Origin of the sequence: Saezia sanguinis, assembly GCF_963921665.1 — a bacterium.
GTDB lineage: Bacteria > Pseudomonadota > Gammaproteobacteria > Burkholderiales > Burkholderiaceae_C > Saezia > Saezia sanguinis.
Genome location: NZ_CAWUGC010000020.1, coordinates 98635 through 120059, shown reverse-complemented (window position 1 = coordinate 120059; position 21425 = coordinate 98635). Strand labels below are relative to the sequence as shown.

General features: G+C 54.8%; 21 protein-coding genes. 15 read left to right on the top strand and 6 right to left on the bottom strand.

Going from position 1 to position 21425, the window contains the following annotated elements; all coding sequences use genetic code 11:
* Positions 1–116: 116 nt before the first annotated feature.
* From AACY98_RS14885 to tgt, 3 genes are all read right to left on the bottom strand, one after another.
* Positions 117–1400: a hypothetical protein gene (locus tag AACY98_RS14885; RefSeq protein ID WP_339806287.1), complete on the bottom strand. Its 1284-nt coding sequence runs from the start codon at positions 1398–1400 to the stop codon at positions 117–119.
* Between the two features lie 215 nt (positions 1401–1615).
* Entirely contained in the window at positions 1616–2173 is a 558-nt protein-coding gene (locus AACY98_RS14880; RefSeq protein WP_339806285.1) for a hypothetical protein, read from the bottom strand.
* 34 nt (positions 2174–2207) lie between these two features.
* Entirely contained in the window at positions 2208–3335 is a 1128-nt protein-coding gene (gene tgt / locus AACY98_RS14875; protein ID WP_339806325.1) for a tRNA guanosine(34) transglycosylase Tgt, read from the bottom strand.
* A 72-nt stretch (positions 3336–3407) separates the two neighbouring features.
* Here tgt and AACY98_RS14870 point away from each other — a divergent pair, with 72 nt between their 5' ends.
* Together AACY98_RS14870 and AACY98_RS14865 are read left to right on the top strand one after the other, a co-directional pair.
* Entirely contained in the window at positions 3408–3743 is a 336-nt protein-coding gene (locus AACY98_RS14870; RefSeq protein WP_339806283.1) for a hypothetical protein, read from the top strand.
* A complete protein-coding gene (locus tag AACY98_RS14865) occupies positions 3740–4186 on the top strand; it encodes a hypothetical protein (protein WP_339806282.1) in 447 nt (148 codons plus the stop codon). Before AACY98_RS14870 ends, AACY98_RS14865 begins: the two co-directional genes overlap by 4 nt.
* A gap of 103 nt (positions 4187–4289) precedes the next feature.
* Here AACY98_RS14865 and queA read toward each other — a convergent pair whose 3' ends face one another.
* A complete protein-coding gene (gene queA, locus AACY98_RS14860) occupies positions 4290–5372 on the bottom strand; it encodes a tRNA preQ1(34) S-adenosylmethionine ribosyltransferase-isomerase QueA (RefSeq protein WP_339806279.1) in 1083 nt (360 codons plus the stop codon).
* Between the two features lie 116 nt (positions 5373–5488).
* Here queA and recG point away from each other — a divergent pair, with 116 nt between their 5' ends.
* The 6 genes from recG (at position 5489) to AACY98_RS14830 (ending at position 10798) form a co-directional block, all read left to right on the top strand.
* Positions 5489–7711: an ATP-dependent DNA helicase RecG gene (recG, locus tag AACY98_RS14855; protein WP_339806277.1), complete on the top strand. Its 2223-nt coding sequence runs from the start codon at positions 5489–5491 to the stop codon at positions 7709–7711.
* A gap of 19 nt (positions 7712–7730) precedes the next feature.
* Positions 7731–8168 (top strand): hypothetical protein, encoded by a 438-nt coding sequence (locus AACY98_RS14850; RefSeq protein ID WP_339806275.1) that lies wholly within the window; start codon positions 7731–7733, stop codon positions 8166–8168.
* A 63-nt stretch (positions 8169–8231) separates the two neighbouring features.
* Positions 8232–8696, top strand: a complete 465-nt coding sequence (locus AACY98_RS14845; RefSeq protein WP_339806273.1) for a hypothetical protein — start codon at positions 8232–8234, stop codon at positions 8694–8696.
* Positions 8697–8798: 102 nt separating this feature from the next.
* Positions 8799–9209, top strand: coding sequence for a hypothetical protein (locus tag AACY98_RS14840; protein ID WP_339806270.1), 411 nt, complete (start codon positions 8799–8801; stop codon positions 9207–9209).
* Positions 9210–9233: 24 nt separating this feature from the next.
* Positions 9234–10220 (top strand): LysR substrate-binding domain-containing protein, encoded by a 987-nt coding sequence (locus tag AACY98_RS14835; RefSeq protein ID WP_339806268.1) that lies wholly within the window; start codon positions 9234–9236, stop codon positions 10218–10220.
* Between the two features lie 20 nt (positions 10221–10240).
* A complete protein-coding gene (locus AACY98_RS14830; protein WP_339806266.1) occupies positions 10241–10798 on the top strand; it encodes a putative hemolysin in 558 nt (185 codons plus the stop codon).
* A gap of 49 nt (positions 10799–10847) precedes the next feature.
* Here the strand turns inward: AACY98_RS14830 and AACY98_RS14825 are convergent, their stop codons facing one another.
* Positions 10848–11819, bottom strand: coding sequence for a DMT family transporter (locus tag AACY98_RS14825; RefSeq protein WP_339806265.1), 972 nt, complete (start codon positions 11817–11819; stop codon positions 10848–10850).
* Between the two features lie 216 nt (positions 11820–12035).
* On the opposite strand from AACY98_RS14825, the gene AACY98_RS14820 reads away from it, so the two are divergent.
* The 7 genes from AACY98_RS14820 (at position 12036) to AACY98_RS14790 (ending at position 20508) form a co-directional block, all read left to right on the top strand.
* Complete coding sequence (locus AACY98_RS14820; protein WP_126980587.1) at positions 12036–12569, top strand: hypothetical protein; 534 nt, start codon at positions 12036–12038, stop codon at positions 12567–12569.
* 306 nt (positions 12570–12875) lie between these two features.
* Entirely contained in the window at positions 12876–13439 is a 564-nt protein-coding gene (gene ahpC / locus AACY98_RS14815) for an alkyl hydroperoxide reductase subunit C (protein ID WP_126980622.1), read from the top strand.
* A 102-nt stretch (positions 13440–13541) separates the two neighbouring features.
* Positions 13542–15104: an alkyl hydroperoxide reductase subunit F gene (ahpF, locus tag AACY98_RS14810; RefSeq protein ID WP_126980586.1), complete on the top strand. Its 1563-nt coding sequence runs from the start codon at positions 13542–13544 to the stop codon at positions 15102–15104.
* A gap of 394 nt (positions 15105–15498) precedes the next feature.
* Positions 15499–16977 (top strand): hypothetical protein, encoded by a 1479-nt coding sequence (locus tag AACY98_RS14805; protein ID WP_339806260.1) that lies wholly within the window; start codon positions 15499–15501, stop codon positions 16975–16977.
* Between the two features lie 226 nt (positions 16978–17203).
* Positions 17204–18190 carry a tripartite tricarboxylate transporter substrate binding protein BugE gene (locus AACY98_RS14800; RefSeq protein ID WP_339806258.1) on the top strand — a complete coding sequence of 329 codons (987 nt, stop codon included), beginning with the start codon at positions 17204–17206 and terminating at the stop codon, positions 18188–18190.
* A gap of 217 nt (positions 18191–18407) precedes the next feature.
* A complete protein-coding gene (locus AACY98_RS14795) occupies positions 18408–18902 on the top strand; it encodes a tripartite tricarboxylate transporter TctB family protein (protein WP_126980583.1) in 495 nt (164 codons plus the stop codon).
* A gap of 19 nt (positions 18903–18921) precedes the next feature.
* Positions 18922–20508: a tripartite tricarboxylate transporter permease gene (locus AACY98_RS14790; RefSeq protein WP_339806255.1), complete on the top strand. Its 1587-nt coding sequence runs from the start codon at positions 18922–18924 to the stop codon at positions 20506–20508.
* Positions 20509–20561: 53 nt separating this feature from the next.
* Here AACY98_RS14790 and AACY98_RS14785 read toward each other — a convergent pair whose 3' ends face one another.
* Positions 20562–21344, bottom strand: coding sequence for an AraC family transcriptional regulator (locus AACY98_RS14785; protein WP_339806252.1), 783 nt, complete (start codon positions 21342–21344; stop codon positions 20562–20564).
* Positions 21345–21425: the final 81 nt, after the last annotated feature.

Here is a 21425-nt window from a genome sequence, read left to right as displayed (position 1 = left end):
GTTGGTGATGCCAATATGTTAAACGGTGTGCGGGTGGAAGGTCTTGAATAAATCCGACATATGCCCCAAATAGGGTCCCAAATATGCCGGAAACATCGGGTATGCGCAGGGAGGCTTTAAAGACGTGGTGACTGGGTAAGATGCGCGTTGGTACGAACCAGCACACTCATACCTATTTTGATGCTGTAATCCAGCATCAGAAAAAATATGAACCATGCCAGCAGACATGTCACAGCCGCTGCAAATGCCAAACTTGCCGGCATATATGACAATGTCAGCTGAATCAGCAATATCAGCAAACAGCATACGGCAGGTGCACAGCCAACGGCAATGGCATAAATCCGCCAGCCTGTGGTGCTGAGGTGCTTGCATACCACAATTGCCAGAAAAATAGCTGTTGTTAACATGCCGATGATGAGTAACCCGAAGAACTCTTGGGCAAAATAAAGAAACTTAAAAAAAGTTATGAGTTTCAATACAACAAATGAAATTGCCAAACCGATCAAATACAGGATCACCAAAGAGGCAAGTACCGCACTGATGCTGTATCGCAAGGTCAGGCCGGACAGACGTTTGTGTTCGAGCGCTGTGGACGCAAAAGCGTATGCCAGAGGGATCAGCAGTGCGATAAACAGCAGAGTAATCAACTGCGCAACAATTTGAAGTACAGCTACAACCGTACCATATTCTTCAAATTCAAACATGGATTTGAGCATCGGAACCAGACTTTGAGCTATCAGTATTTCGCTGGGTTGTGTCTGGAGGAATGCCAAAACCAGCAGGGCGGCAAATAATCCCAGCATGGGTTGGTAGCCGATTTGTTCCGGCTTCGAAAAAGTGGTTTTCTGCGCAAAAAGTTGACCTATGGCGAGCATGCAAAGGAAGACGCATACCCATATTAGCAATAGTTTCAGGGGAGTCAGCAGAAACATGATGTACTGTGCTTCTGAAAGGCTGTAGCCAAAACTGACGGTATATTGGAGTAAAAACGCTGTAGCGTAACCGTAAAGAAAGATGGGGGCATTGATCAATGCGCCGGCCAGTGCAAAAGTAGCTATGGTTTGTCTGTTGACTGGCGGGTGTGCCTGCGGCCATCTGTAGATATAGGCCATGAACAGTGTCAGTATGAATAAGAGAGTTGGAATGGATGTATTTAAAACCAGAAACCCGGGCAGAGAGAGTACCTCCTGAATACGGCTTTGACTATGGATGACTGTACAAATAATCCAGCATACCAGCAGATGGCTCAGGGTTGCGCACAGTGACAGCAAAAAACTGTCTTTGATTTTGGGTTGGGCCAGCATCTGCCGAATGCCGATGGAAAACAGGGTGCTGTGTTGATTTTCTGATTCTGGGGTGGTGTTAAAGGCAGGGGCAGTGGAGTCAGAATTCGGGTTCATGGCGTTAAGTTATGAAGATTTTGAAGCACATTCTATCAGCACCGCATGGGCTGTTGATTAAATACAGGGTTTTGAAAGTAAAAGCGGTGTAAGCCAAACAGAGACTATTCGACAGTGGGGTAACGCAGTTACAGCCCGGCTATATGAATGCGCGCAAGTGGTTTAAAGCACAGGGGTGCCGTACCGGCGTCAAACCGGGCTGACTCTGATATTGCCTAATGCTTGCGTATGTGGCTCAGCCATGCTTTCAGGCGCACAAAAAACGATACCAGTAACTGGCGGGTTGCATGAAGATGCGCAGTCATCCGCTGCCAGAAAGGTGTGCTGCGGACTTTGGCCATCATCTGGTTTTTCCAGGGTATCCACCACGCGTGAAAACGCGCGAACCAGGGCAGTTGCAGCAGTTTGGGTTCAGTGATGTTGTAAATGGATGCAACCAGTGCTGTGCCGATGATTTTGGCAATCACGATGATGGCAATGCCCCAGGCAACATGGCCACGCGCCATTTGAATCAGTCCGATAATTTTGATGCTTTCGTCAACCATGATCGGAATGGCGAATGTGGCCAGTGCGCCGTAAGGCGGTAAGGCTGCAATGCGGGCGCTGAGTCTTTGCCAGAAAGGCCAGCGCAGCAGCCAGGACAGCAGTTTTTTCAGCGGCTCCCAGCCCCATTCCTCAAACAGCAGCAACAGCGCGATCAGCACCATACCGATGGTGCGCAGCAATGACCGCAGCGGGCGCAGCAGGGTTTGAATGAATGGGTGGCGTTTCATCCCGTTGGCGTTTACCTGAAATGTCGGGTGTTTTTTAAACGCCCTGGGCGCGCTCAGTTGCAAACTGTTGCTGGAACTGGCTGAACCGGCCTGCGTCCAGCGCGTCACGCACTTCCTGCATCAGGTTCAGGTAGTAGTGCAGGTTGTGTATGCTGGTGAGCATGGGGCCGAGCATTTCACTGCAGCGATCCAGGTGGTGTAGGTAGGCGCGGCTGAAATTGCGGCAGGTATAGCAGGTGCAGGTGGGGTCAACCAGGTTCTGATCGGCGCGAAAGCGCGCATTGCGCAGGCGCAGGTCACCATAACGGGTGAACAGGTGACCGTTGCGTGCGTTGCGGGTGGGCATGACGCAGTCGAACATGTCTACACCGTTGGCAACGCCGGCGACCAGGTCTTCCGGCGTGCCTACACCCATCAGGTAGCGGGGTTTATGGGCGGGCAGCAGGCGCGGCGTATGTGCCATGATGCGCAGCATGTCTTCTTTGGGCTCGCCCACGCTCACGCCCCCGACGGCATAGCCGGGGAAATTGAGTTCGGCAAGTGCGGCGGCAGATTCTGCGCGCAGGTGTTCAAACATGCCGCCCTGCACAATGCCGAAAAGGGCATTGGGGTTTTCAAGTCGGGCAAATTCGGCCTGCGAGCGTCCGGCCCAGCGCAGGCTCATTTCCATGGAGCGGCGCGCTTCGTCTTCGGTGGTGATATGGCCCTTGGTTTCGTAGGGCGTGCATTCGTCCAACTGCATCACAATGTCGGAATTGAGTGTGGTCTGAATCTGCATGCTGACTTCGGGCGAGAGGAACAGTTTGTCGCCGTTCACTGGTGAGGCAAAGTGCACGCCTTCTTCGGTGATTTTGCGCATTTCGCCCAGGCTCCAGACCTGGAAGCCGCCGCTGTCGGTAAGGATCGGGCGGCCCCAGTTTTCAAACTGGTGCAGGCCGCCGAACTGCTGCATCACATCCAGCCCCGGGCGCATCCACAGGTGAAAGGTGTTGCCCAGAATGATCTGTGCGTTCATGTCCAGCAGCGACTGGGGCAGCACGCCTTTGACGGTGCCGTAGGTGCCTACCGGCATGAAAATGGGGGTTTGCACAACGCCATGGTTTAACGTCATGCGGCCACGGCGGGCCTGGCCTTCGGTTTTAAGCAGTTCAAATTGCAGCATGTGTGTTTTGATCAAAAAGTGTGTCATGCGAATTATCGCTTTATTTTGACGAGTGGCTATACTGTAGGGGTGATGAATAAAACGCAGAAAGGCCTGATCGGTTTGAGCGCATTGCTGACACTGCTGGTGTCTGTCACCATATACATGGTGCCACCCGTGTATGGGAGGGTATTTGCCGAAATGGGGGCGAATAATTTACCGGCGCTGACGGCGCTGGTCATCCACTGGAACTGGCTTTGGATGTTATTGCCGGTTGTGCTGTTGTTGCTGAGCATCATGAGCTATTTGCGCGCGCGCAGACCTGGAACATCTGTATTGATTTTTATATCAATCGCTAATCTGCTTCTGATGGTGGTCATGATTTATGCGCTTTACCTCCCGATTTTTTCTATACCTGTCATTGTATGAGTAAGGTTCAAAAGAGTTTCCTTCTGCTGGCGGTAGCCGTGGCGTTCAGTGCCACATGGTTTTTCTGCCACGTGTCGTTGAGCCTGGCGGTGCAATACCCGCAGATGGCGGGTTTGTTAATGCCTGCTTTGACTCAGGCTGTATTGAAGACTGTCTGGCTGTGGATGTGGCTGCCGGTGGTTATTTTTCTAGGGACCTATTTCGTCTGTCGCAACCGGAAAACTGCGGGTGTGATTGTGTTTGCTGTGACAGCGGTCTGCTGCATGGGTCTGTTTCTTGTTTGGGTGGCGGTTGTTTACATGCAGTGCTTTTATTTGTGCAACTGCTTTTGGGATGATTTTGGCAGGGCACTGGTTTCGGTATTGCAAGGCAACTGGCAGGCGGAAAATGTGTGTGCAGCAATTGCAGACGGGTATGCAGATATGCCTGGCGGTGGTGAGTGAAGCTCAATGGCTTTGGCTTACAAAACGCCAGGATTGCCCTGAACGTTTTGTTGGCTGCAGCATTGCGGCAGGGCTTTCTGTATTGGAAAATAACGGGCCGGTCTCAGCGGTTGCGGCTCAGCAGCATGGCGTCTCCATAACTGAAAAAGCGGTAGCGTTCGCGGATGGCGTGGGTGTAGAGGGAGCGGATATGTTCATAGCCGGCAAAGGCACTCACCAGCATCATCAGTGTGCTTTTGGGCAGGTGAAAGTTGGTGATGAGCATGTCGACCACCTTGAACTGAAAACCGGGGGTGATGAAGATGTTGGTGTCGCCATGCATCTGGCCGGTTTTAGCCCATGATTCGAGCGCGCGTACCGATGTGGTTCCTACAGCCAGCACACGCCCGCCGCGTGCGTGGCAGGCATCAATAGCGGCCTGGGTGGCTGCGGGTACCTCATAGCGCTCAAAGTGCATCTGGTGCTCGGCAATGTTCTCAACCTTGACCGGGGCAAATGTGCCCGCGCCCACATGCAGTGTGACATGCGCCAGTTGCACACCTTTGGCCTGCAATGCGCTCAGCAGGGCTTCGTCAAAATGCAGTGCCGCGGTGGGGGCGGCTACAGCGCCGGGTTCGCGGGCGAATACGGTCTGGTAGCGCTGCTGGTCTTGTTCGGTGTCGTCGTGTTCAATATAGGGGGGCAGCGGCACATGGCCGTGTTGCTCCATCAGCGCGTAGGGGTCGTCGCTGAGTTCCAGCCGGAACAGCGGGCCATTTTCTTCGGGCCAGCGGCCCAGCAGTGTGGCGGTAAAGCCGCCGTGCATGTGCAGCACGGTGCCAATGGCCGGTTTTTTGCTGACTTTCATGTGGGCAGCCACGATGCGGCTGCCGGCCTGCGCGGGGGATGCATCGGGCAACACGCGTTCGATCAGCAGTTCCAGTTTGCCGCCGGTGGGTTTTTCGCCATACAGCCGGGCTTTGATGACTTTGGTATCGTTAAATACCAGCAGGTCGCCGGGGGCCAGCAGTTGCGGCAGGTCGCGAAATATCCGGTCTGCGGGCTGTGTTGCTGTGCCGTCCAGCAGGCGCGAAGCGCTGCGCTCTGTGGCCGGATGCTGTGCAATCAGTTCCGGTGGCAGGTCAAAGTCGAAATCGGAAAGGGTAAATTCACGGGAGGTGTCAGGAGAAAAAGCTGTTGTATTCATACCGTTGAGGGCCGGACGGGCCCGTACCAAGGAAAGCAGATGTTAATATAGAGCTTTTGCCGCCTAGTTTGAAGCAGGGCAGCAAAGATCATGTGTTGAGAAAGCTGAATTGTCCCATGTCTGAGCGAAAAGTGCCGGTCTCTGAGAAAAAACAGAAAACACCCGTTGCAAAGGTGGCTGACCGCGCACGGGTAAAAGCGGGGCGGCGTACTGCAACAGCGCAGGCGGAACGGGTGGCAACGGATATGGCTGAAGGAAACCCCCAGGAGGTTTCCAAAGAGGCACCTCTCAAACCCAGCCCGGCCCAGCAGGGGTTGAAAAAACTGGGGCTGGTGCGCGATATTGATCTGGCGCTGCACCTGCCATTGCGCTATGAGGATGAAACCCGCATTACCCGTTTGCGTGATGCGCGGCACGGCATGGTGGTGCAGGTGGAAGGCGAGGTCACGCAGCAGGAGATTGTGCGCCGGCACAAGCGGCAGTTGCTGGTAACGCTCAATGACGGCAGCGATACACTGCGCATGCGTTTTTTTTCGTTTTATCCGTCGCATCTGAAAGCGCTGGCCGTGGGGCAGCGGGTGCGGGTGCGCGGTGAGATTAAAAGCGGTGGTATCTGGGGTGGCTGGGAGATGATGCACCCGGCGTTCAAGGCGGCCTCAGGCGAGTTGCCGCAGAGCCTCACACCGGTATATCCGACAGTGGCCGGGTTGCCGCAGGCGTATCTGCGCAAAGCGGTGTTGGGCGGATTGTCGCGGGCCGATCTGCATGAAACGATTGCACCGGAACTGCTGGGGCTGTTTCCGCAACTGCATGGTGTGATGCCGCTGAAAATGGCATTGCATCTGCTGCACTTGCCGGGGCCTGATGTGCCGCTGGCTGCGCTGGAGGACCATACGCACCCGGCCTGGCGGCGGCTGAAGTTTGAAGAGCTGCTGGCACAGCAACTGGCACAGTTGCAGGCGCGCATGGCCCGCAGCCGTTTACGGGCGCCGGAACTGCGGCCGCACCATCAGGGTAACCTGCCGCCGCTGCATGAGCAGTTTTTGGCGGTGCTGCCGTTTGAACTGACGGCGGCACAGCGCCGTGTGGCTGAAGAGGTGGTGCGTGACATGGGGAATACCGTGCCGATGCACCGGCTATTGCAGGGCGATGTCGGCTCCGGCAAAACGGTGGTGGCGGCCATTGCCGCAGCGGTGGCGATGGGCGCGGGCTGGCAGTGCGCGCTGATGGTGCCTACGGAAATTCTGGCGCAGCAGCATTTTCGCAAACTGGTGGACTGGCTGATGCCGCGCGGTGTCACCGTGGCATGGCTGACCGGTGCGCAGAAAAAGGCCGAGCGCACGCAGATGCTGGAAGCGATTGCCAGCGGACAGGCCGGGCTGATTGTGGGCACGCACGCGGTGATTCAGGAGCAGGTGAAGTTTCACCGGCTGGGGCTGGTGATTATTGATGAGCAGCACCGCTTCGGGGTGGCGCAGCGGCTAGCGCTGCGGGACAAGCTGCAGGAGCAGGAACTGGAGCCGCATTTTCTGATGATGAGCGCTACGCCGATTCCGCGCACGCTGGCGATGAGCTATTACGCTGATCTGGATGTGTCGACCATTGATGAGCTGCCGCCAGGCCGCACGCCGATACAAACGCGCCTGTTCAGCGAACAGCGCAAGGATGAGGTGGCCGCACGCATTGGCGAACTGGTGGCGCAGGGGCGGCAGGTGTACTGGGTGTGCCCGCTGATTGAGGAGAGCGAGGCGCTGGATCTTTCCAACGCGACGGCCACTTATGAGTACCTGAAGGAAAAACTGCCGCAGGTACAGATCGGGCTGTTGCACAGCCGCATGCCCGGCACGCAGAAAAAAGAGATCATGGCGCAGTTTGTTGCGGGCAGCATGTCGGTGCTGGTATCAACCACGGTGATTGAAGTGGGGGTGGATGTGCCCAATGCCTCGCTGATGGTGATTGAGCATGCCGAGCGTTTCGGCCTGTCGCAGTTGCACCAGTTGCGCGGGCGGGTCGGGCGCGGCACGGTGGCTTCCACCTGCGTGCTGCTGTTTGGCGACCAGTTGGGGCAGGCCGGGCGCGAGCGCCTGAAAGCGATGGTGCAAACCAATGACGGGTTTGAGATTGCGCGGCGCGATCTGGAAATTCGCGGCCCCGGTGAGTTCCTGGGCGCGCGGCAGTCGGGGGACGCGCTGCTGCGTTTTGCTGACTTGTCGGAGGATACCGACCTGCTGGAAGCGGCGCGTAAAATGGCGCCGATTCTGCTGCGTGAATATCCGGTGGCGGCCAGGCAGCACATTGAACGCTGGATGGGGACCAAAGCGGAGTTTTTAAAGGCTTGATTTTTGTATAGGAGAGACCATGGGAATTATGATAAGAAAATTTATAGCGGTTATGGTGTTGTGCATGCTGGCAGGGGGTGCAGCAGTTCATGCAGAGACAGGTTTTCTAGGGGAATGGATAGATACCAAGCCTCAGGGGGAGGTTGTAGGAAGTTTGTTCGAGGGGCAGTGCCCCCGACAAAAGTTGAGTATTCAACCGCATGGGGCAGATTTCCGCGTTTATCTTGATAACGCAGCGCTTTATACAGGGTTAAAGCTTGCCGGGTGTGCACGAATTGAGCTTGATTGCAGCTATATGGGCAGCAGCAGCCAGTTGCAATGTGAATTATCAAATCCGGAGATGGGGCCGCTGGGATTTGCACCTGTATTGTCAATAAATTCAACAACAGGACGCCTGGTTTTGGAAAATGCTCAGAGGGAATGGGACCGGGAGTTTGTCAGAATCAACAATGAGTAAATATCTGCTTAGTGGAAATATCAGAATGTATCATGCGGTTAAACCTGCTGCGGGAGTTTTTATATGAAAAGATGGGCTGGGATTGGGCTGGTAATTACCTGTATGCTGTTGGCAGGGTGTGCATCGTCGGTAAAAGAACATGATCTGGTCGGCAAATGGTTTATTTTTTGCGTTGTGGATGAAACCGGCGGTTGCAGCCGCGAGCCGGTTTTGTCTTTACTGGAAGGCGAGGGGCTGACGGCTTATATCAGCCCCGATGAGGATGAGCAGTATCCGCTTCATATCCGATTGCTGTCGGTGTCAAAACACCCCGAAACCGGCCATGGCTGCGGTATGGTGCTTGAGCTGAAGTCGCGCAATGAGAATAACCGCTTGATCAGTGAGTGGACTGGAATTGATGAGGGAAGCACAGAGACGCCGCCTGAATTGTGGTTGGATCAAGATACCGGGCGTCTGGTTGTGGAACTGCCTGAAATCGGCGTGCGTATGGAACTGGTGCGGGTGGGGAATGTTCTCGCAGGAGAGTGAGCATACGGGCGCTACCGGTATGCAAGGCCTGTGCAGTGCAGACAGGCAGTTTTTATAAAATGAGGGGGGCGCTCCGGCGCATTTAACCCGCAAGGAGTTGGCATGAGGAAATTGTTTGGCACGATTTTGGTGATGCTGTTTTTGATGACAGGCTGTTCTGTTGTCAAGCCTGGTTATGAGTTTGTAGGCGACTGGTCTGCGGTTCGGGATGACAATGTGGCCCATTCTGAGCAGGTCAATGATGGGACGACGGTTCGGATCCGGCGCCAGGGAGATGACTTTCTGGTGGTATTGAAGGTGCAGGTAACCGGCGCGCAGGCCGGGCAGCCGTTCGGCAATGAATTTGAATTGGTTGCAAAATATGCGGATGGGAAACTGGTTTGCGAATGGAGCGGTGCGAATGGCGGGTCTCAGGCCCCGGCACCGGTGCTGTGGCTAGATGCCAAAACAGGTCACCTGATGCTGGAAGACCCGGATACCAAAGGCGTACTGGAGCTGGTCAGGATTGATTAACGGGTTGTACAAGGATAAATCATCATGACACTGACAGAACTGCGTTACATCGTGGCGGTGGCGCGTGAAAAGCATTTTGGCAAAGCGGCGGCGGCATGTTTTGTGTCGCAACCGACTTTGAGCGTTGGCATTAAAAAGCTGGAAGATGAACTGGGCGTGCAGATTTTTGAACGCGGTGTGGGCGATGTGGCCGTAACGCCGCTGGGTCAGGAGATTGTGCGCCAGGCTAGGCTGGTGCTGGAAGACGCCATGATGATCAAGGACATTGCACGGCGCGGGCAGGACCCGCTGGCAGGCCCATTGCGGCTGGGGGTGATTTACACCATCGGCCCTTATCTGCTGCCGCAACTGGTGCGCGAAAGTGTACGGCTGACGCCGCAGATGCCATTGCTGTTGCAGGAGAATTTCACGGTGAACCTGCTGGAAATGCTGCGCAGCAGCGAGATTGACTGTGCCATTATGGCCGATCCTTTTCCGGATACCGGGCTGGAGGTGGAGCCGCTTTATGACGAGCCGTTTCTGGTGGCCGTGCCTAAGAGCCATCCGTTTGCCAAACGCAAAAGCGTTCATGAAGATGATTTGAAGAATGAAACGATGCTGCTGCTGGGCGCCGGGCACTGCTTCCGCGACCAGGTGCTGGATATCTGCCCCGAGTTTGGCCGTATTTCAGCCGATGCCACCGAGGGCATGCAGCGCAGTTTTGAAGGTTCGTCACTGGAAACGCTGCGGCAGATGGCTGCCTCGGGCATGGGGATTACGATTGTGCCGCGTCTGGCTATCAGCGATGAAGCGCTGAAGGGCCAGGGCGTTGAGAGCGACCTGGTGCGCTATGTGCCGTTTGACAAACCGGTGCCCACACGGCGTGTGGTGCTGGCGTGGCGCAAGTCATTTCCGCGTTCGCAGGCGATAGCGGCGCTGATCAATGCACTGCATGCCTGCGATCTGCATGGCGTGTGTCCTGTCAAAAGTGCCAAAGCGGCAAAAGCGACAAAAGCAGTGGAAAGCGTTTGATGGGTGGTATGAAGGTTTTCATGGGCAAAGGTGTTGTCGCGTTGCTGATGTGCCTGCTCTGGGGCGGGGCGGTCTGGGCGCTGCCTAATCCGTCTGCGGTTTTTTGTTCTGACCAGGGCTGGCGTGTCGCATATGCCTTGCATGGCAGCGACGGGTATTGTCTGCTGCCTGATGGACGTTATTTTGAGCAGTGGGATTTGTTTCGCGGCAAGGAAAACGGACGTTATCAGGAGGTTGTTCAAAGCAATGCCGGGAAACGGACGTTAGATGCACTGGTGCTGATGGCCGATGAGCGCCACCAACTGTATCAAAGTGAGATTGCATCTGACCATGAACAGGATAACGGAGATGACTTTCTTGATTTCTGCGAGGATCATGGCTGGTTGACAGCGGGGATGCAGGACCGGCTGGTATTACAGCATTTTTGTCTGTTGCCCAATGGGCGGTATGTTGATGCAGGAAATTTGTGGCTGGGGCGTGAGTCTCTCTATAAAGAGGTTATTGAGCAGTGCCAGGGGCACCGCACCGACATGTATCTGCAACAACAGGATGCCGTCACACGCCAGTGGGGCGAGTAGCTCTTGGCATATGACTGAATCATCCCGGCATGTCAGCGCAGCGGGGAATTTATTTCAGCGGTTTTTCCAGTTTTTCATGGTCGGGGTGGTTTGCCTGCAGAATAGCTGGGCCGCGTTTGGGCCAGGTTGCCAGCACCACACCGCATAAGGCCAGCGTAAAAGCCAGGGCATGTATCCCGGTAAACTGTTCTCCCAGCGCAATACCCACCAGCGTGGCGCTGATGGGCAGCATGGTGGTGAAGATGCCAGCAGAGGATGCAGGGATGGTTTTCAGCCCGGTCATCCACAGCCATACGGTGACCATGCTGGCACACAGGGCGTAAAACAGCAGCAGGCCCCATTGCTGCCAGCCTACCGTGGAAAAATCAAACCGGAGCAGCAGGTAGGTGCCTATGGGCATGGCAAAAATCCAGCCCCACAGGTTCAGGTAGGCGCTGATGCGTTTGGCTGAAACGCGCCCGGAAAGCTGTTTGCCGATAACGACGTAACAGGCTTCGCAGAAAACGGCTGCCAGCAGCAGCGCATGCCCGAGCAGGGTCTGCCCTGCTGTGCCGGTTTGGGCTGTATCGGTAGTCGATGCGGGCTGTGCGACAAGGTTGGCAATGGCCAGCAGTGCAATGCCCAGTACCGCGCAGGCAATGGCTGCCAGCGTGCGGCGGGCAATGCGTTCGCCCAAAAGAATGCGTGAAAGCAGTGCCACTGCGGCCGGAATGCCGGCCATGACAATGCCGGCTGACAGTGCCGAGGTGAGTTTGACGCCGGTGAGCATGCACAAGGTGAACAGAAAATTGCCGATGAGCGCGCCGCTGGCCAGCAACAGTATCTGGCGCAAGCCCATTGGTGCTTCGTCGGGGGCGCGTTTGAGCCAGCCGACCATGACGACCGCCGCGATGGCATAGCGCAGCCATGCCAGCAATATGACGGGGAAAATGGCCAGCAGTGGTTTGGACAAGCCCACGTAGATGCCGACCAGGGCCATGCTGGTTGCCAGACACAGGTAGGACAGAAGCGTTGCAGGCATGGTGATGATGTTCTTCTGGATGGAGTGTTTTGAATGCTGAAACAGCGAGTGTATGCGATTGCCGGTGCTGCAGAAAACTGCTCGGGCGTCCGCAGGGCTAGGGCTTATGGTTTTCGCTTGTTTGCAAACTGTGAAAAAACGGGTAAGCTTGGAAAGTCGGTACAGTAAAAAACGGAAAAACCGGCTCTTTTCAATATCTTGAAGAGGAGACAAGCAATGAGTCCATCGTGGTATGTGGTGAAGTACAACTGGGAGGAGACCGACCAGTTTTGTAGAGAACACCTGAATTGTGAGCATATTGGGTTAGGAGGCGATATCTGGCCGCAGGAGTTTGGGGTGATCCGGCCGGCTTGTTATCTGGAACTGAAAAAAGTTGGTGAAAGCCTGCGTTTTTATGAGCTGGATGACGGACAGTACATTCAGGTGTGCCCGGACCTGCAGGCCGCCCAGGCATTGTGGGAGGGGTTGCGGCGGCAGCAGCCTGCCAATGATCCTTTGCTGCTTGAACTCAGCACCGAGGAGCTGGGCCAGCACCAGGGCTACGATTTTGGCTCGCCAGAAGGCGGGTACTCGTTGATTGAATCGGAAATTACCGCTTATCCGCAGCGCACGTGGGCATTGTCCTACCTGAATTCGCATGGGCTATTTGCCGATGTGGAGGCCATTCGCGCATTTATCGAGCGGCTGAAAGAGGAAGGCGTGGAGGATCTCGACAACTACAAACCGATTTCCATCCGCAGGGTGCTTTGATTCTGACGTTGGATAGGTCTGTTGGCAGAGCAGTGATAACGGCTTTTCAGCAGGAGGAGCCGTTTTTCATTCAGGCCCCTGTTTCCTGATTGGGGATACCACTGCGCAGAGCAATACTTCTGATTCTCAGGCATGATAGGCAGGTCGCACCGCTATGGCTGTATTTGTAGGGGTGTACGGACAGAGGCGTCGGGATGATTGATAAATTTTATCAATCGACATCATCTTATCAATCAATTGGATTTATTGGTTGAGAGGCCGTATCATTACAACATCGACAACACAAAACCAACAGGAGTAACTGTAATGTCCTTGATTAATACTGAAATTAAACCTTTTAAAACAACTGCTTTCCACAATGGCAAGTTTGAGCCTGTTTCCAGTGAAGACCTGAAGGGCCATTGGTCCGTGGTGGTGTTCTATCCTGCTGACTTTACATTTGTTTGCCCAACAGAATTAGAAGATCTGGCCGAACATTATGACGAGTTCAAGAAACTGGGCGTTGAAATTTATTCCGTGTCACAAGATACGCATTTCAGCCACAAGGCATGGCACGATACTTCCGAAGCTATCGGCAAAGTGAAATACTACATGCTGGGCGACCCGACCGGCACCATCATCCGCAATTTTGACGTGATGATTGAAGAAGAAGGTCTGGCACTGCGCGGCACCTTCCTGATCAACCCTGAAGGCCAGATCAAACTGTGCGAAATTCACGATAATGGCATTGGCCGTGATGCAACAGAACTCTTGCGTAAAGTGAAAGCAGCACAATATGTGGCTAATCACCCTGGCGAAGTTTGCCCGGCTAAATGGCAAGAAGGCGAAAAGACTCTGAAACCTTCTTTGGACCTGGTTGGTAAAATCTAAAAACAAGAACAGTTCCCTCCCTTGGGCAAAATGGGCCCGGGCAGACTGTGCCCGGGCTTTTTTACAAATACAAACACATTAACAAGAAAGGTACTGGTCATTATGTTGGATGCTGCACTCAAAAGCCAATTACAGACGTACATGGAAAAGATCGTTCGTCCGATCGAGATCGTTGCCTCTGTGGACGGCAGCGAAAAGTCGAACGAAATGCTGGCATTGCTGTCGGAGGTTGAGTCGCTTTCAGACCAAGTGACGCTGAAAATCGTAACCAACGATGTTCAGCACAAGCCTTCGTTTTCCTTGAATTCCCCCGGAGAAAAAATCAGCCTGCGGTTTGCCGGGATTCCGATGGGGCATGAATTCACTTCGCTGGTTTTGGCGTTGTTGCAAGTTGGTGGTTATCCGGTCAAGCTGGATCCCAGCGTGGTTGAGCAGGTCAAGGCGATCAAGGGCAAATATAACTTTACGGTGTATATGTCGCTTTCCTGCCAGAACTGTCCGGAAGTGGTGCAGTCCCTCAATACCATGGCGGTGCTCAATCCGAGCATTCATGTGGAGTCGATTGATGGTGCACTGTTCCAAGATGAAGTGGACCGTTTGCAGATCATGGCGGTTCCCACCATCTATCTCAATGGTGAGGTATTTGGCCAGGGGCGCATGGGTGTGGAAGAATTTTTGGCCAAGCTGGATACTGGCAGCGCGCAGCGCGAAGCCGAAAAACTCAACGCCAAGGGCGTGTTTGACGTGCTGGTGGTTGGCGGTGGCCCGGCCGGGGCGGCAGCTTCGATTTATGCCGTACGCAAAGGGCTGAACGTCGGCGTGGCGGCACAGCGTTTTGGCGGGCAGGTGCTTGATACCCTGTCAATTGAGAACTTTATTTCTGTGCAGGAAACGCAGGGGCCGGAGCTGGCTGCTGCGCTGGAAGCGCATACCCGCAGCTACGATGTCGATATCATGAACCTGCAGACGGCCAGCAAGCTGGTGCCCGCAGACGATGGTATAACGATCGAGTTTGAAAGCGGCGCCAAGCTCAAGGGGAGAACGGTTGTCATTTCTACCGGGGCTCGCTGGCGCGATATGAATGTGCCCGGCGAAAAAGAATACCGTACCCGGGGTGTGACGTATTGCCCGCACTGCGATGGCCCGCTGTTCAAGGGCAAAAATGTGGCGGTGATCGGTGGTGGTAATTCGGGCGTTGAAGCCGCGATTGATCTGGCCGGTGTGGTGGAGCATGTGACGCTGCTGGAGTTCTCTGAAGAGATGCGTGCCGATGCGGTGTTGCAGCGCAAGCTGCGCAGCCTGCCGAATGTGGCAGTGCTGACCAATGCGCAGACGACCGAAGTCGTGGGCAATGGTAAAAAGGTCACTGGCCTGAATTACAAAGACCGCGTAACCGGCGAAGCCAAGAGCATTGATGTGGAAGGTATTTTTGTGCAGATTGGCCTGTTGCCCAATACCGACTGGCTCAAAGGCACGGTGGATCTGAACTGGCGCGGTGAAGTGGTGGTGGGCAAACACGGCGAAACCAATGTGCCGGGCGTTTATGCTGCCGGTGACTGTACCGATACGGCTTACAAGCAGATTGTGGTTGCCATCGGCTCAGGAGCCACAGCGGCATTGGGTGCTTTTGACCACCTGATCCGCGCCACTGCGCCTAAAGAATAACGACTCTGTAACTGCTGGATCGTTGTCGACCCGAAGGGGGCTCGCAAGAGCTCCCTTTTTCATGGTGTTCAATCGTTACGCATAAGCAACATGTATTATATCGCGTTGTATATATGTGTTATATTATGCATTTATTGCATGAATATAAAACTGTGATGCGCATCATGCTGTGGAGGTTTGCCTGCGCCAATTGGGGCCAGGAGTTTTGATCCCATAGATGCAGCAGCCATTCCATTGGGAAGCTGAGCCGGGCAAGTACGCCACACGGGACGACAGGTAGAGTACCTACTGTTAGGTGGTGGTAGCCTGTTGATTGCGGTGCAGATAGAACCGATGCGTTAAATATGCGGTTTTGTTTTGGGGTTGGGTTGAAAAGGTAATAACAGGAGTGGATATGAATATCAGAATGCTATCGGGAAGTGTCGTGGCAGCCTTGATGCTGTCTGTTTCGGCATGGGCTGGGGCTGAGCCTGTGAGAACAGAGCTGCTGCCACAGGTGGCTGAAATATTGCATCCACCCAAACCGGATGAAGCGGTGCTCAGGCAGGATGTATATGCCGGCCTGCTGGCGATCAATGCGCCGGAAGGTGTGGATTTCATGGCAGCAGGCAGCCGGATTGCACAGGATAACTATGCACGCCTGGAACAGATGTTTGCAACCCAAAATATCAATTTGAAAGCGCCGGAAATCACAAGCTATTACGACGGGCGGGCGCGACAGGAGCTTGACCTGATAGTGGGTGGAGAGCGGTTTGCGTTTCCGTGCACCAATCTGCAAGCGCATGATTGTGTGGCGCAGACACTGGCGCAAAAAGCTGCCATCCATACGCTGGTGGCCAACAATGCGGCAGCGCTGGACAGGTATTTGCAGGTGACCAGCCTGCCGTATTATGGAACCTATCTGTACACAGCCAGTGATTATTTGCCTTCGTACCAGTATGTCACTATTCTGTCCAACCTTCGCCTGGCACAGGCGATGGAGGCGTTTGAGGCGGGAGATGCTGCACAGGGGTTTGTGATTTTGGAGCAGGAAAGGGCATTCAGCGACAGAATGCTGGCGCATGACCGTACGTTGATCGGACAGATGATTGCCATACGGCGTTTATATAACTATTTCCATGTGGTCAATGCATTGATGGACATGCCTTTCATGCAGGAGCATATCGCGACCAAGCGTTTCACTGCATTATTGGCCCCGCTGACGGATGAGCAGCAAAAGGGCATGGCAGGAGCATTGATGAACGAGCGTGATTTTGGCATACAGATGTTCTATGCCCTGAATAAAGAGACCGCCATGGATCAGGTGAGTCTGCTGATGGGGGAGCACACTCCTTCATCCGATATAGATAAGGCCTTATTTGCGCAGCAATACGATGGCAATGCCACCAGCAATATTTATTATCTGTCGTTTCAGCCGGCGATTGAAAGGGCTTCATTGACATTGCCCCAGGTGTCTGAGTTGTTCAGGCAGGGGCGGTTGACGCAGACTTCGGAACAAATGGCGGCTGTCATGCAGCAGCAGTTTGCACTGGCTGACCAAAGCAATGCACCGGGCAATATGGTCGGGAGAATTCTGGTGGAAACGGCATTGCCCAGCATGGATGATTATCTTGGCAGGCTTTACGATGTGCAGGTGTATATGGCGCTGGTCAATGCCAAGCAGCGCATGCTGTGGGCTGGAGTGGATACGCAGAATGCCGAAGCAGTCAATGCATTTTTGCAAAAGCTGGAAGCACAAGGGTTGAACCCTTATACGCAGCAGCCTTTTGCGTGGGATGCCGCAACGCATTTGCTCAGTACGTCCTGGGTGGATAAATCGGCATCTGCCAGGCTGGCTGAAGGCGCTGCACGCATGGCGGTGCATATCCGATAAGCGATAACATGAACTGTGCACAATAAAAAAACAGTGTGTTGCAGCAGAGGGCCCAGGCCCTCTTTTTTTATGCTCGCATAAAAATTGGCTAGGGTTTTCATGGGTGCGGGTAATCTCATCACACAGGATTCTGTAGGGAAAGTCCGCATGACAGGGAATTATTTCTTTGGCATTGTTACGGTTTCGCAAACGACAACCGGGCACTGGATGCCGTGAAGGAGTACACATGAAACGACGTCAACTGATCAGCGCTGTCACTGCCGGTATGGCACTGGCCGGTATGCATACATGGGGTTGGGCGCAGGGCAGTTATCCTGCTAAAGGCCGTAATATACGGCTGATTGTTCCGTTTGCCGCCGGGGGTACCACGGATATTGTGGCGCGTGTGGTCAGTGATCCGATGTCGCGTGAGCTGGGCTCAACCATTGTGGTGGAAAACAAGGGCGGTGGTGGCGGTGTGATTGGTGCGCTTGATTTGATGCGCGCTCGTCCTGACGGTTATACGCTTGGCGTGGCAACGGTGTCCACGACAGCAACCAATCCGGCGATCAATCCCAAAGTAGGGTATGACCCGGTGAAAAATTTCACCCCGATTGTGAACCTGGCAGCCACCCCGAATGTGATTGCGGTGAATCCGTCGTTTCCGGCCAAAAATCACGAGGAGTTTGTTGCCGAGATTAAAAAGAACCCGGAGAAATACAGCTATGCCAGTACTGGGCAGGGTTCCATCACGCACATGTTGATGGAGCTGTATAAGAGTTTGACTGGGCTGAATGTCAAACACATTCCGTATCGCGGTGCCGGCCCGGCGCTCAACGATGTGGTGGCCGGACATGTGCCAATGCTGTTTGACAACCTGCCTTCGTCGTTGCAGTTTATTCAGGCCGGCAGGCTGGTACCGATTGCTGTTGCAGCGCCTCAGCGTTTAGCGATTCTGCCCGATGTGCCGACGTTCAAGGAGCTGGGGCTTGAGCCGGTGAACCGCATGGCCTATTACGGCCTGGTCGGGCCGGAAAAGCTGCCGCAGGATGTTGTGCAGGTGATCAATGCCGCCGCATTGGTCGCCCTCAAGGAGCCGGAGGTGATCAAGCGCATTGAAGATACCGGCTCTATGGTCATTGGCAATACCCCGGCTGAGTTTGCCAAGCAGATTCAAGACGAGTATCAGGTCTATCGCGAAGTGGTGGAAAAACAGGGCCTGCAAATTTCATGACATTGATGAACCGTATCGGTTCAATGCGATAGCAGAATTGTTGTGTCTGGCCTGGTGCTGCCAGAGGGCGTGCCGTGTGCTTGTGTGCCTCCGGTTGCCCCAACCATTGCGCCGCAACGGTGGACACAGCAATTCCGGAAAACGCCGCATTTGCCGCTGGTGTGCCGCAGCACCGCATGGCAAAGGTCTTTTGGTTTTCGGATAAGGATAATGATTCATGAAGGTACGTGATTATCATGACGTCATCGGTGGCGTTTTTCTGATAGCGGTTGGTTTGTTTTTTGCGCTGTATGGCAGAAATTATGAATTTGGCACCACCTCTGAGATGGGGCCCGGTTACTTCCCGGTGCTGTTAGGCTGGGTGCTGGCATTTCTGGGCGTGGTGGTGGCGCTGCCGGCATGGTTCAAGGAAGGCAAGCCGATCAAGGTCAAGTGGAAGAATGCTTTTTTTGTGGTGATCAGTCTGCTGCTGTATGGTTTTTTGCTGGATAAGCTGGGGCTGGTGATTTCTACTTTTGTGACGGCACTGCTGTCTTCGTACGCCGCCAAGGATATGAAGCGGCTGGAGCGCATTGTGGTGTGCGTGGCGATTACCGCAATTACCGTGGCGGTTTTCAAGTATGGGCTCAATATGTTTATTCCGGTGTGGCCGGACATGTACAACATCACGGCTTTTTTGCAGCAGGTCGGTCTGATGCAGCCTAACGGATAAATAACGGAGTGATTGAACCATGCTTGAAAACCTGATTCTTGGATTCCAGACCGCCATCTCGCTGACCACGCTGTGGTATTGCTTTCTCGGTGTGTTGCTGGGCATGATCATCGGCGTGCTGCCCGGTATTGGCTCGGTGGCGGCGATTTCTCTGCTGTTGCCGTTTACGTTCAATATTGATCCGATCTCGGGCATTGTGATGCTTGCCGGTGTGTATTATGGCGGGCAGTATGGCGGCTCAACGGCATCCATTTTGCTGAATCTGCCGGGAGCGCCTTCTTCGGCGGTGACGTGTCTGGACGGCTACCCGATGGCGAAAAAAGGCAAGGCCGGGCTGGCGCTGTTCATCACGACGATTGCATCGTTTGTCGGGGCACTGATCGGGCTGGTGTTGCTGGTGCTGTTTTCGCCGGCGCTGGCGCAGGCAGCCCAGCAGTTCGGGCCGGCCGAGCTGTTTTCGATGATGTTGCTGGGGCTGGTGGCGGCTTCTACACTGTCTTCGGGTTCGCCGGCTAAGGGGCTGGCAATGGTGGTGCTGGGGCTGCTGATCAGCATGGTGGGCAGCGATGTGCAAACCGGTGAATTCCGCTTCACGTTTGAGCGGCCGGAGCTGATGGACGGCATCAAGCTGGTGGCGCTGGCGATGGGGCTGTTCGGGATTGCAGAGCTGATCAACAGCATCAACATTCCGCATGACACCAGCCTGATGAAAAAGAAGATCACCATGCGTTCCATGCTGCCAACCAAGGAGGAGTGGAAGCGTTCGGGCATGCCGATGCTGCGTGGCAGCGCCATTGGTTCTTTCCTGGGCACGTTGCCGGGGGTGGGGCCGTCGATTGCGTCGTTCATGGCTTATGCCACAGAAAAGAAGGTGGCCAAGCATAAGAAGGAACTGGGGCAGGGCGCGATTGAAGGCGTCAGCGCGCCGGAAGCGGCCAACAATGCGGCGGTGCAGACGGCGTTTGTGCCTTCGCTGTCGCTCGGACTGCCGGGAGACGCGGTGATGGCCATCATGCTGGGGGCGCTGATGATCCATGGGATTCAGCCCGGGCCGATGCTGATTTCTGAACAGCCGGGGCTGTTCTGGGGGCTGGTGATCAGTTTCATCATTGGCAACGTTATTTTGCTGATTTTGAATATTCCGCTGATCAGCATATGGGTCAGTATGTTGAAGATTCCGTTTAAATGGCTGTTTCCGGCGATTCTGATTTTCATTTGCCTGGGGGTGTTCAGCGAGCAGAATAATTATTACGATATTTACATGGCGGCCATCATCGGCATGGTAGGTTATTTTCTGTATGTGCTGAAGTTTGAGCCGGCCCCGCTGCTGCTGGGGTATGTGCTGGGTGCGCCGATGGAGGAGAACCTGCGGCGTGCGTTGCAGCTCAGCGGAGGCGACGGCATGACGTTTCTGTCGCGACCGATCAGTGCGGTGTTTCTGGCATTTGCGGCGCTGATTCTGTTATGGACGACCTGGTCGGCGCTCAAACGCATTGCCCGCAGCCATGAGCGGGCCGTGGAGCATGACCTTTCGCACGAGCATGAATACCCGCATGAAAATCCGCCTTCACCTGCGGTAACGCCGCAACTGGCGAAACAGGGCTAGGCGGTGTGGTATTTGCTTGGTGAGTAAGGGGGCGGATGTCCCCTGCCTGTGGCTTATGCGTTCTGTCGCAGTTCGCCGGGCGTGGTGCCTGTGGCTTTGCGGAACATGGCAATGAACGATGATGCGCTGGCGTAGCCCAGGTCCAGCGCAATGCTCTCCACCTTGTCGCCGGCTTCCAGCATGCCCATGGCTTTGATGATGCGCAGGCGCTGCCGCCATTCTGCCAATGACATGCCAAGCTCTTTGCGGCAGTAGCGCATCAGCGTGCGTTCGCTGATGTGGGCCTGCTGTGCCAGTTCTGCCAGAGAGCGGTCGTCGGCCGGATTGGCCTGCAATGTCTGCAGCAAGGGCGCCAGTACCGGATGGGTGGAGCCGGGCAGGTAGCTGCCGCTGCACGGGGCCTGCGCCAGTTGGTCCAGCAGCACCTGCAACAGGCGCTGCGTTTCGCCGTTGCGCAACTGGTGCTCCGGCACGCTGCGCAGGTGTTCCAGCAGGGCCCGTACCAGTGGTTCAATGGTCAGTGCACACGGGTTGGCGGGCAGGTGGCCGACCAGTGCGGCATCAATATACAAGGCACAAAAACTGGTGCCGTGCAGGCTGGTGCATTCGTGTGCGGTACCGGGCGGCAGCCACAGGCCATACTGGGGTGGTGCCAGAAAATGCTGGGTGCCGGTTTTGATGTTCATGACGCCGCAAAATGAGTAATAGAATTCGCCCCGGTCGTGCTGATGCGCATGGTAGCCGGAAGCGGCATGGATGACGTCATAGCGAAAGTGGATCGGCATCGGTGAATTGCCGTCAAAAGGTTGCATGCGTGTTCTGGCTGGTTTGGGCATTGTGTTCGCTCTGTGTTGATTGCAATTTGGCGGTGGTGTCGCCATTGCATAACATGTTGTCATAATTTCATTATATCCATT

Coding starts and splice junctions, on each gene's coding strand:
- AACY98_RS14885 (WP_339806287.1), bottom strand. CDS start 1,400: ATGAACCCGAATTCTGACTCCACTGCCCCTGCCTTTAACACCACCCCA.
- AACY98_RS14880 (WP_339806285.1), bottom strand. CDS start 2,173: ATGAAACGCCACCCATTCATTCAAACCCTGCTGCGCCCGCTGCGGTCA.
- tgt (WP_339806325.1), bottom strand. CDS start 3,335: ATGCTGCAATTTGAACTGCTTAAAACCGAAGGCCAGGCCCGCCGTGGC.
- AACY98_RS14870 (WP_339806283.1), top strand. CDS start 3,408: ATGAATAAAACGCAGAAAGGCCTGATCGGTTTGAGCGCATTGCTGACA.
- AACY98_RS14865 (WP_339806282.1), top strand. CDS start 3,740: ATGAGTAAGGTTCAAAAGAGTTTCCTTCTGCTGGCGGTAGCCGTGGCG.
- queA (WP_339806279.1), bottom strand. CDS start 5,372: ATGAATACAACAGCTTTTTCTCCTGACACCTCCCGTGAATTTACCCTT.
- recG (WP_339806277.1), top strand. CDS start 5,489: ATGTCTGAGCGAAAAGTGCCGGTCTCTGAGAAAAAACAGAAAACACCC.
- AACY98_RS14850 (WP_339806275.1), top strand. CDS start 7,731: ATGGGAATTATGATAAGAAAATTTATAGCGGTTATGGTGTTGTGCATG.
- AACY98_RS14845 (WP_339806273.1), top strand. CDS start 8,232: ATGAAAAGATGGGCTGGGATTGGGCTGGTAATTACCTGTATGCTGTTG.
- AACY98_RS14840 (WP_339806270.1), top strand. CDS start 8,799: ATGAGGAAATTGTTTGGCACGATTTTGGTGATGCTGTTTTTGATGACA.
- AACY98_RS14835 (WP_339806268.1), top strand. CDS start 9,234: ATGACACTGACAGAACTGCGTTACATCGTGGCGGTGGCGCGTGAAAAG.
- AACY98_RS14830 (WP_339806266.1), top strand. CDS start 10,241: ATGGGCAAAGGTGTTGTCGCGTTGCTGATGTGCCTGCTCTGGGGCGGG.
- AACY98_RS14825 (WP_339806265.1), bottom strand. CDS start 11,819: ATGCCTGCAACGCTTCTGTCCTACCTGTGTCTGGCAACCAGCATGGCC.
- AACY98_RS14820 (WP_126980587.1), top strand. CDS start 12,036: ATGAGTCCATCGTGGTATGTGGTGAAGTACAACTGGGAGGAGACCGAC.
- ahpC (WP_126980622.1), top strand. CDS start 12,876: ATGTCCTTGATTAATACTGAAATTAAACCTTTTAAAACAACTGCTTTC.
- ahpF (WP_126980586.1), top strand. CDS start 13,542: ATGTTGGATGCTGCACTCAAAAGCCAATTACAGACGTACATGGAAAAG.
- AACY98_RS14805 (WP_339806260.1), top strand. CDS start 15,499: ATGAATATCAGAATGCTATCGGGAAGTGTCGTGGCAGCCTTGATGCTG.
- AACY98_RS14800 (WP_339806258.1), top strand. CDS start 17,204: ATGAAACGACGTCAACTGATCAGCGCTGTCACTGCCGGTATGGCACTG.
- AACY98_RS14795 (WP_126980583.1), top strand. CDS start 18,408: ATGAAGGTACGTGATTATCATGACGTCATCGGTGGCGTTTTTCTGATA.
- AACY98_RS14790 (WP_339806255.1), top strand. CDS start 18,922: ATGCTTGAAAACCTGATTCTTGGATTCCAGACCGCCATCTCGCTGACC.
- AACY98_RS14785 (WP_339806252.1), bottom strand. CDS start 21,344: ATGCCCAAACCAGCCAGAACACGCATGCAACCTTTTGACGGCAATTCA.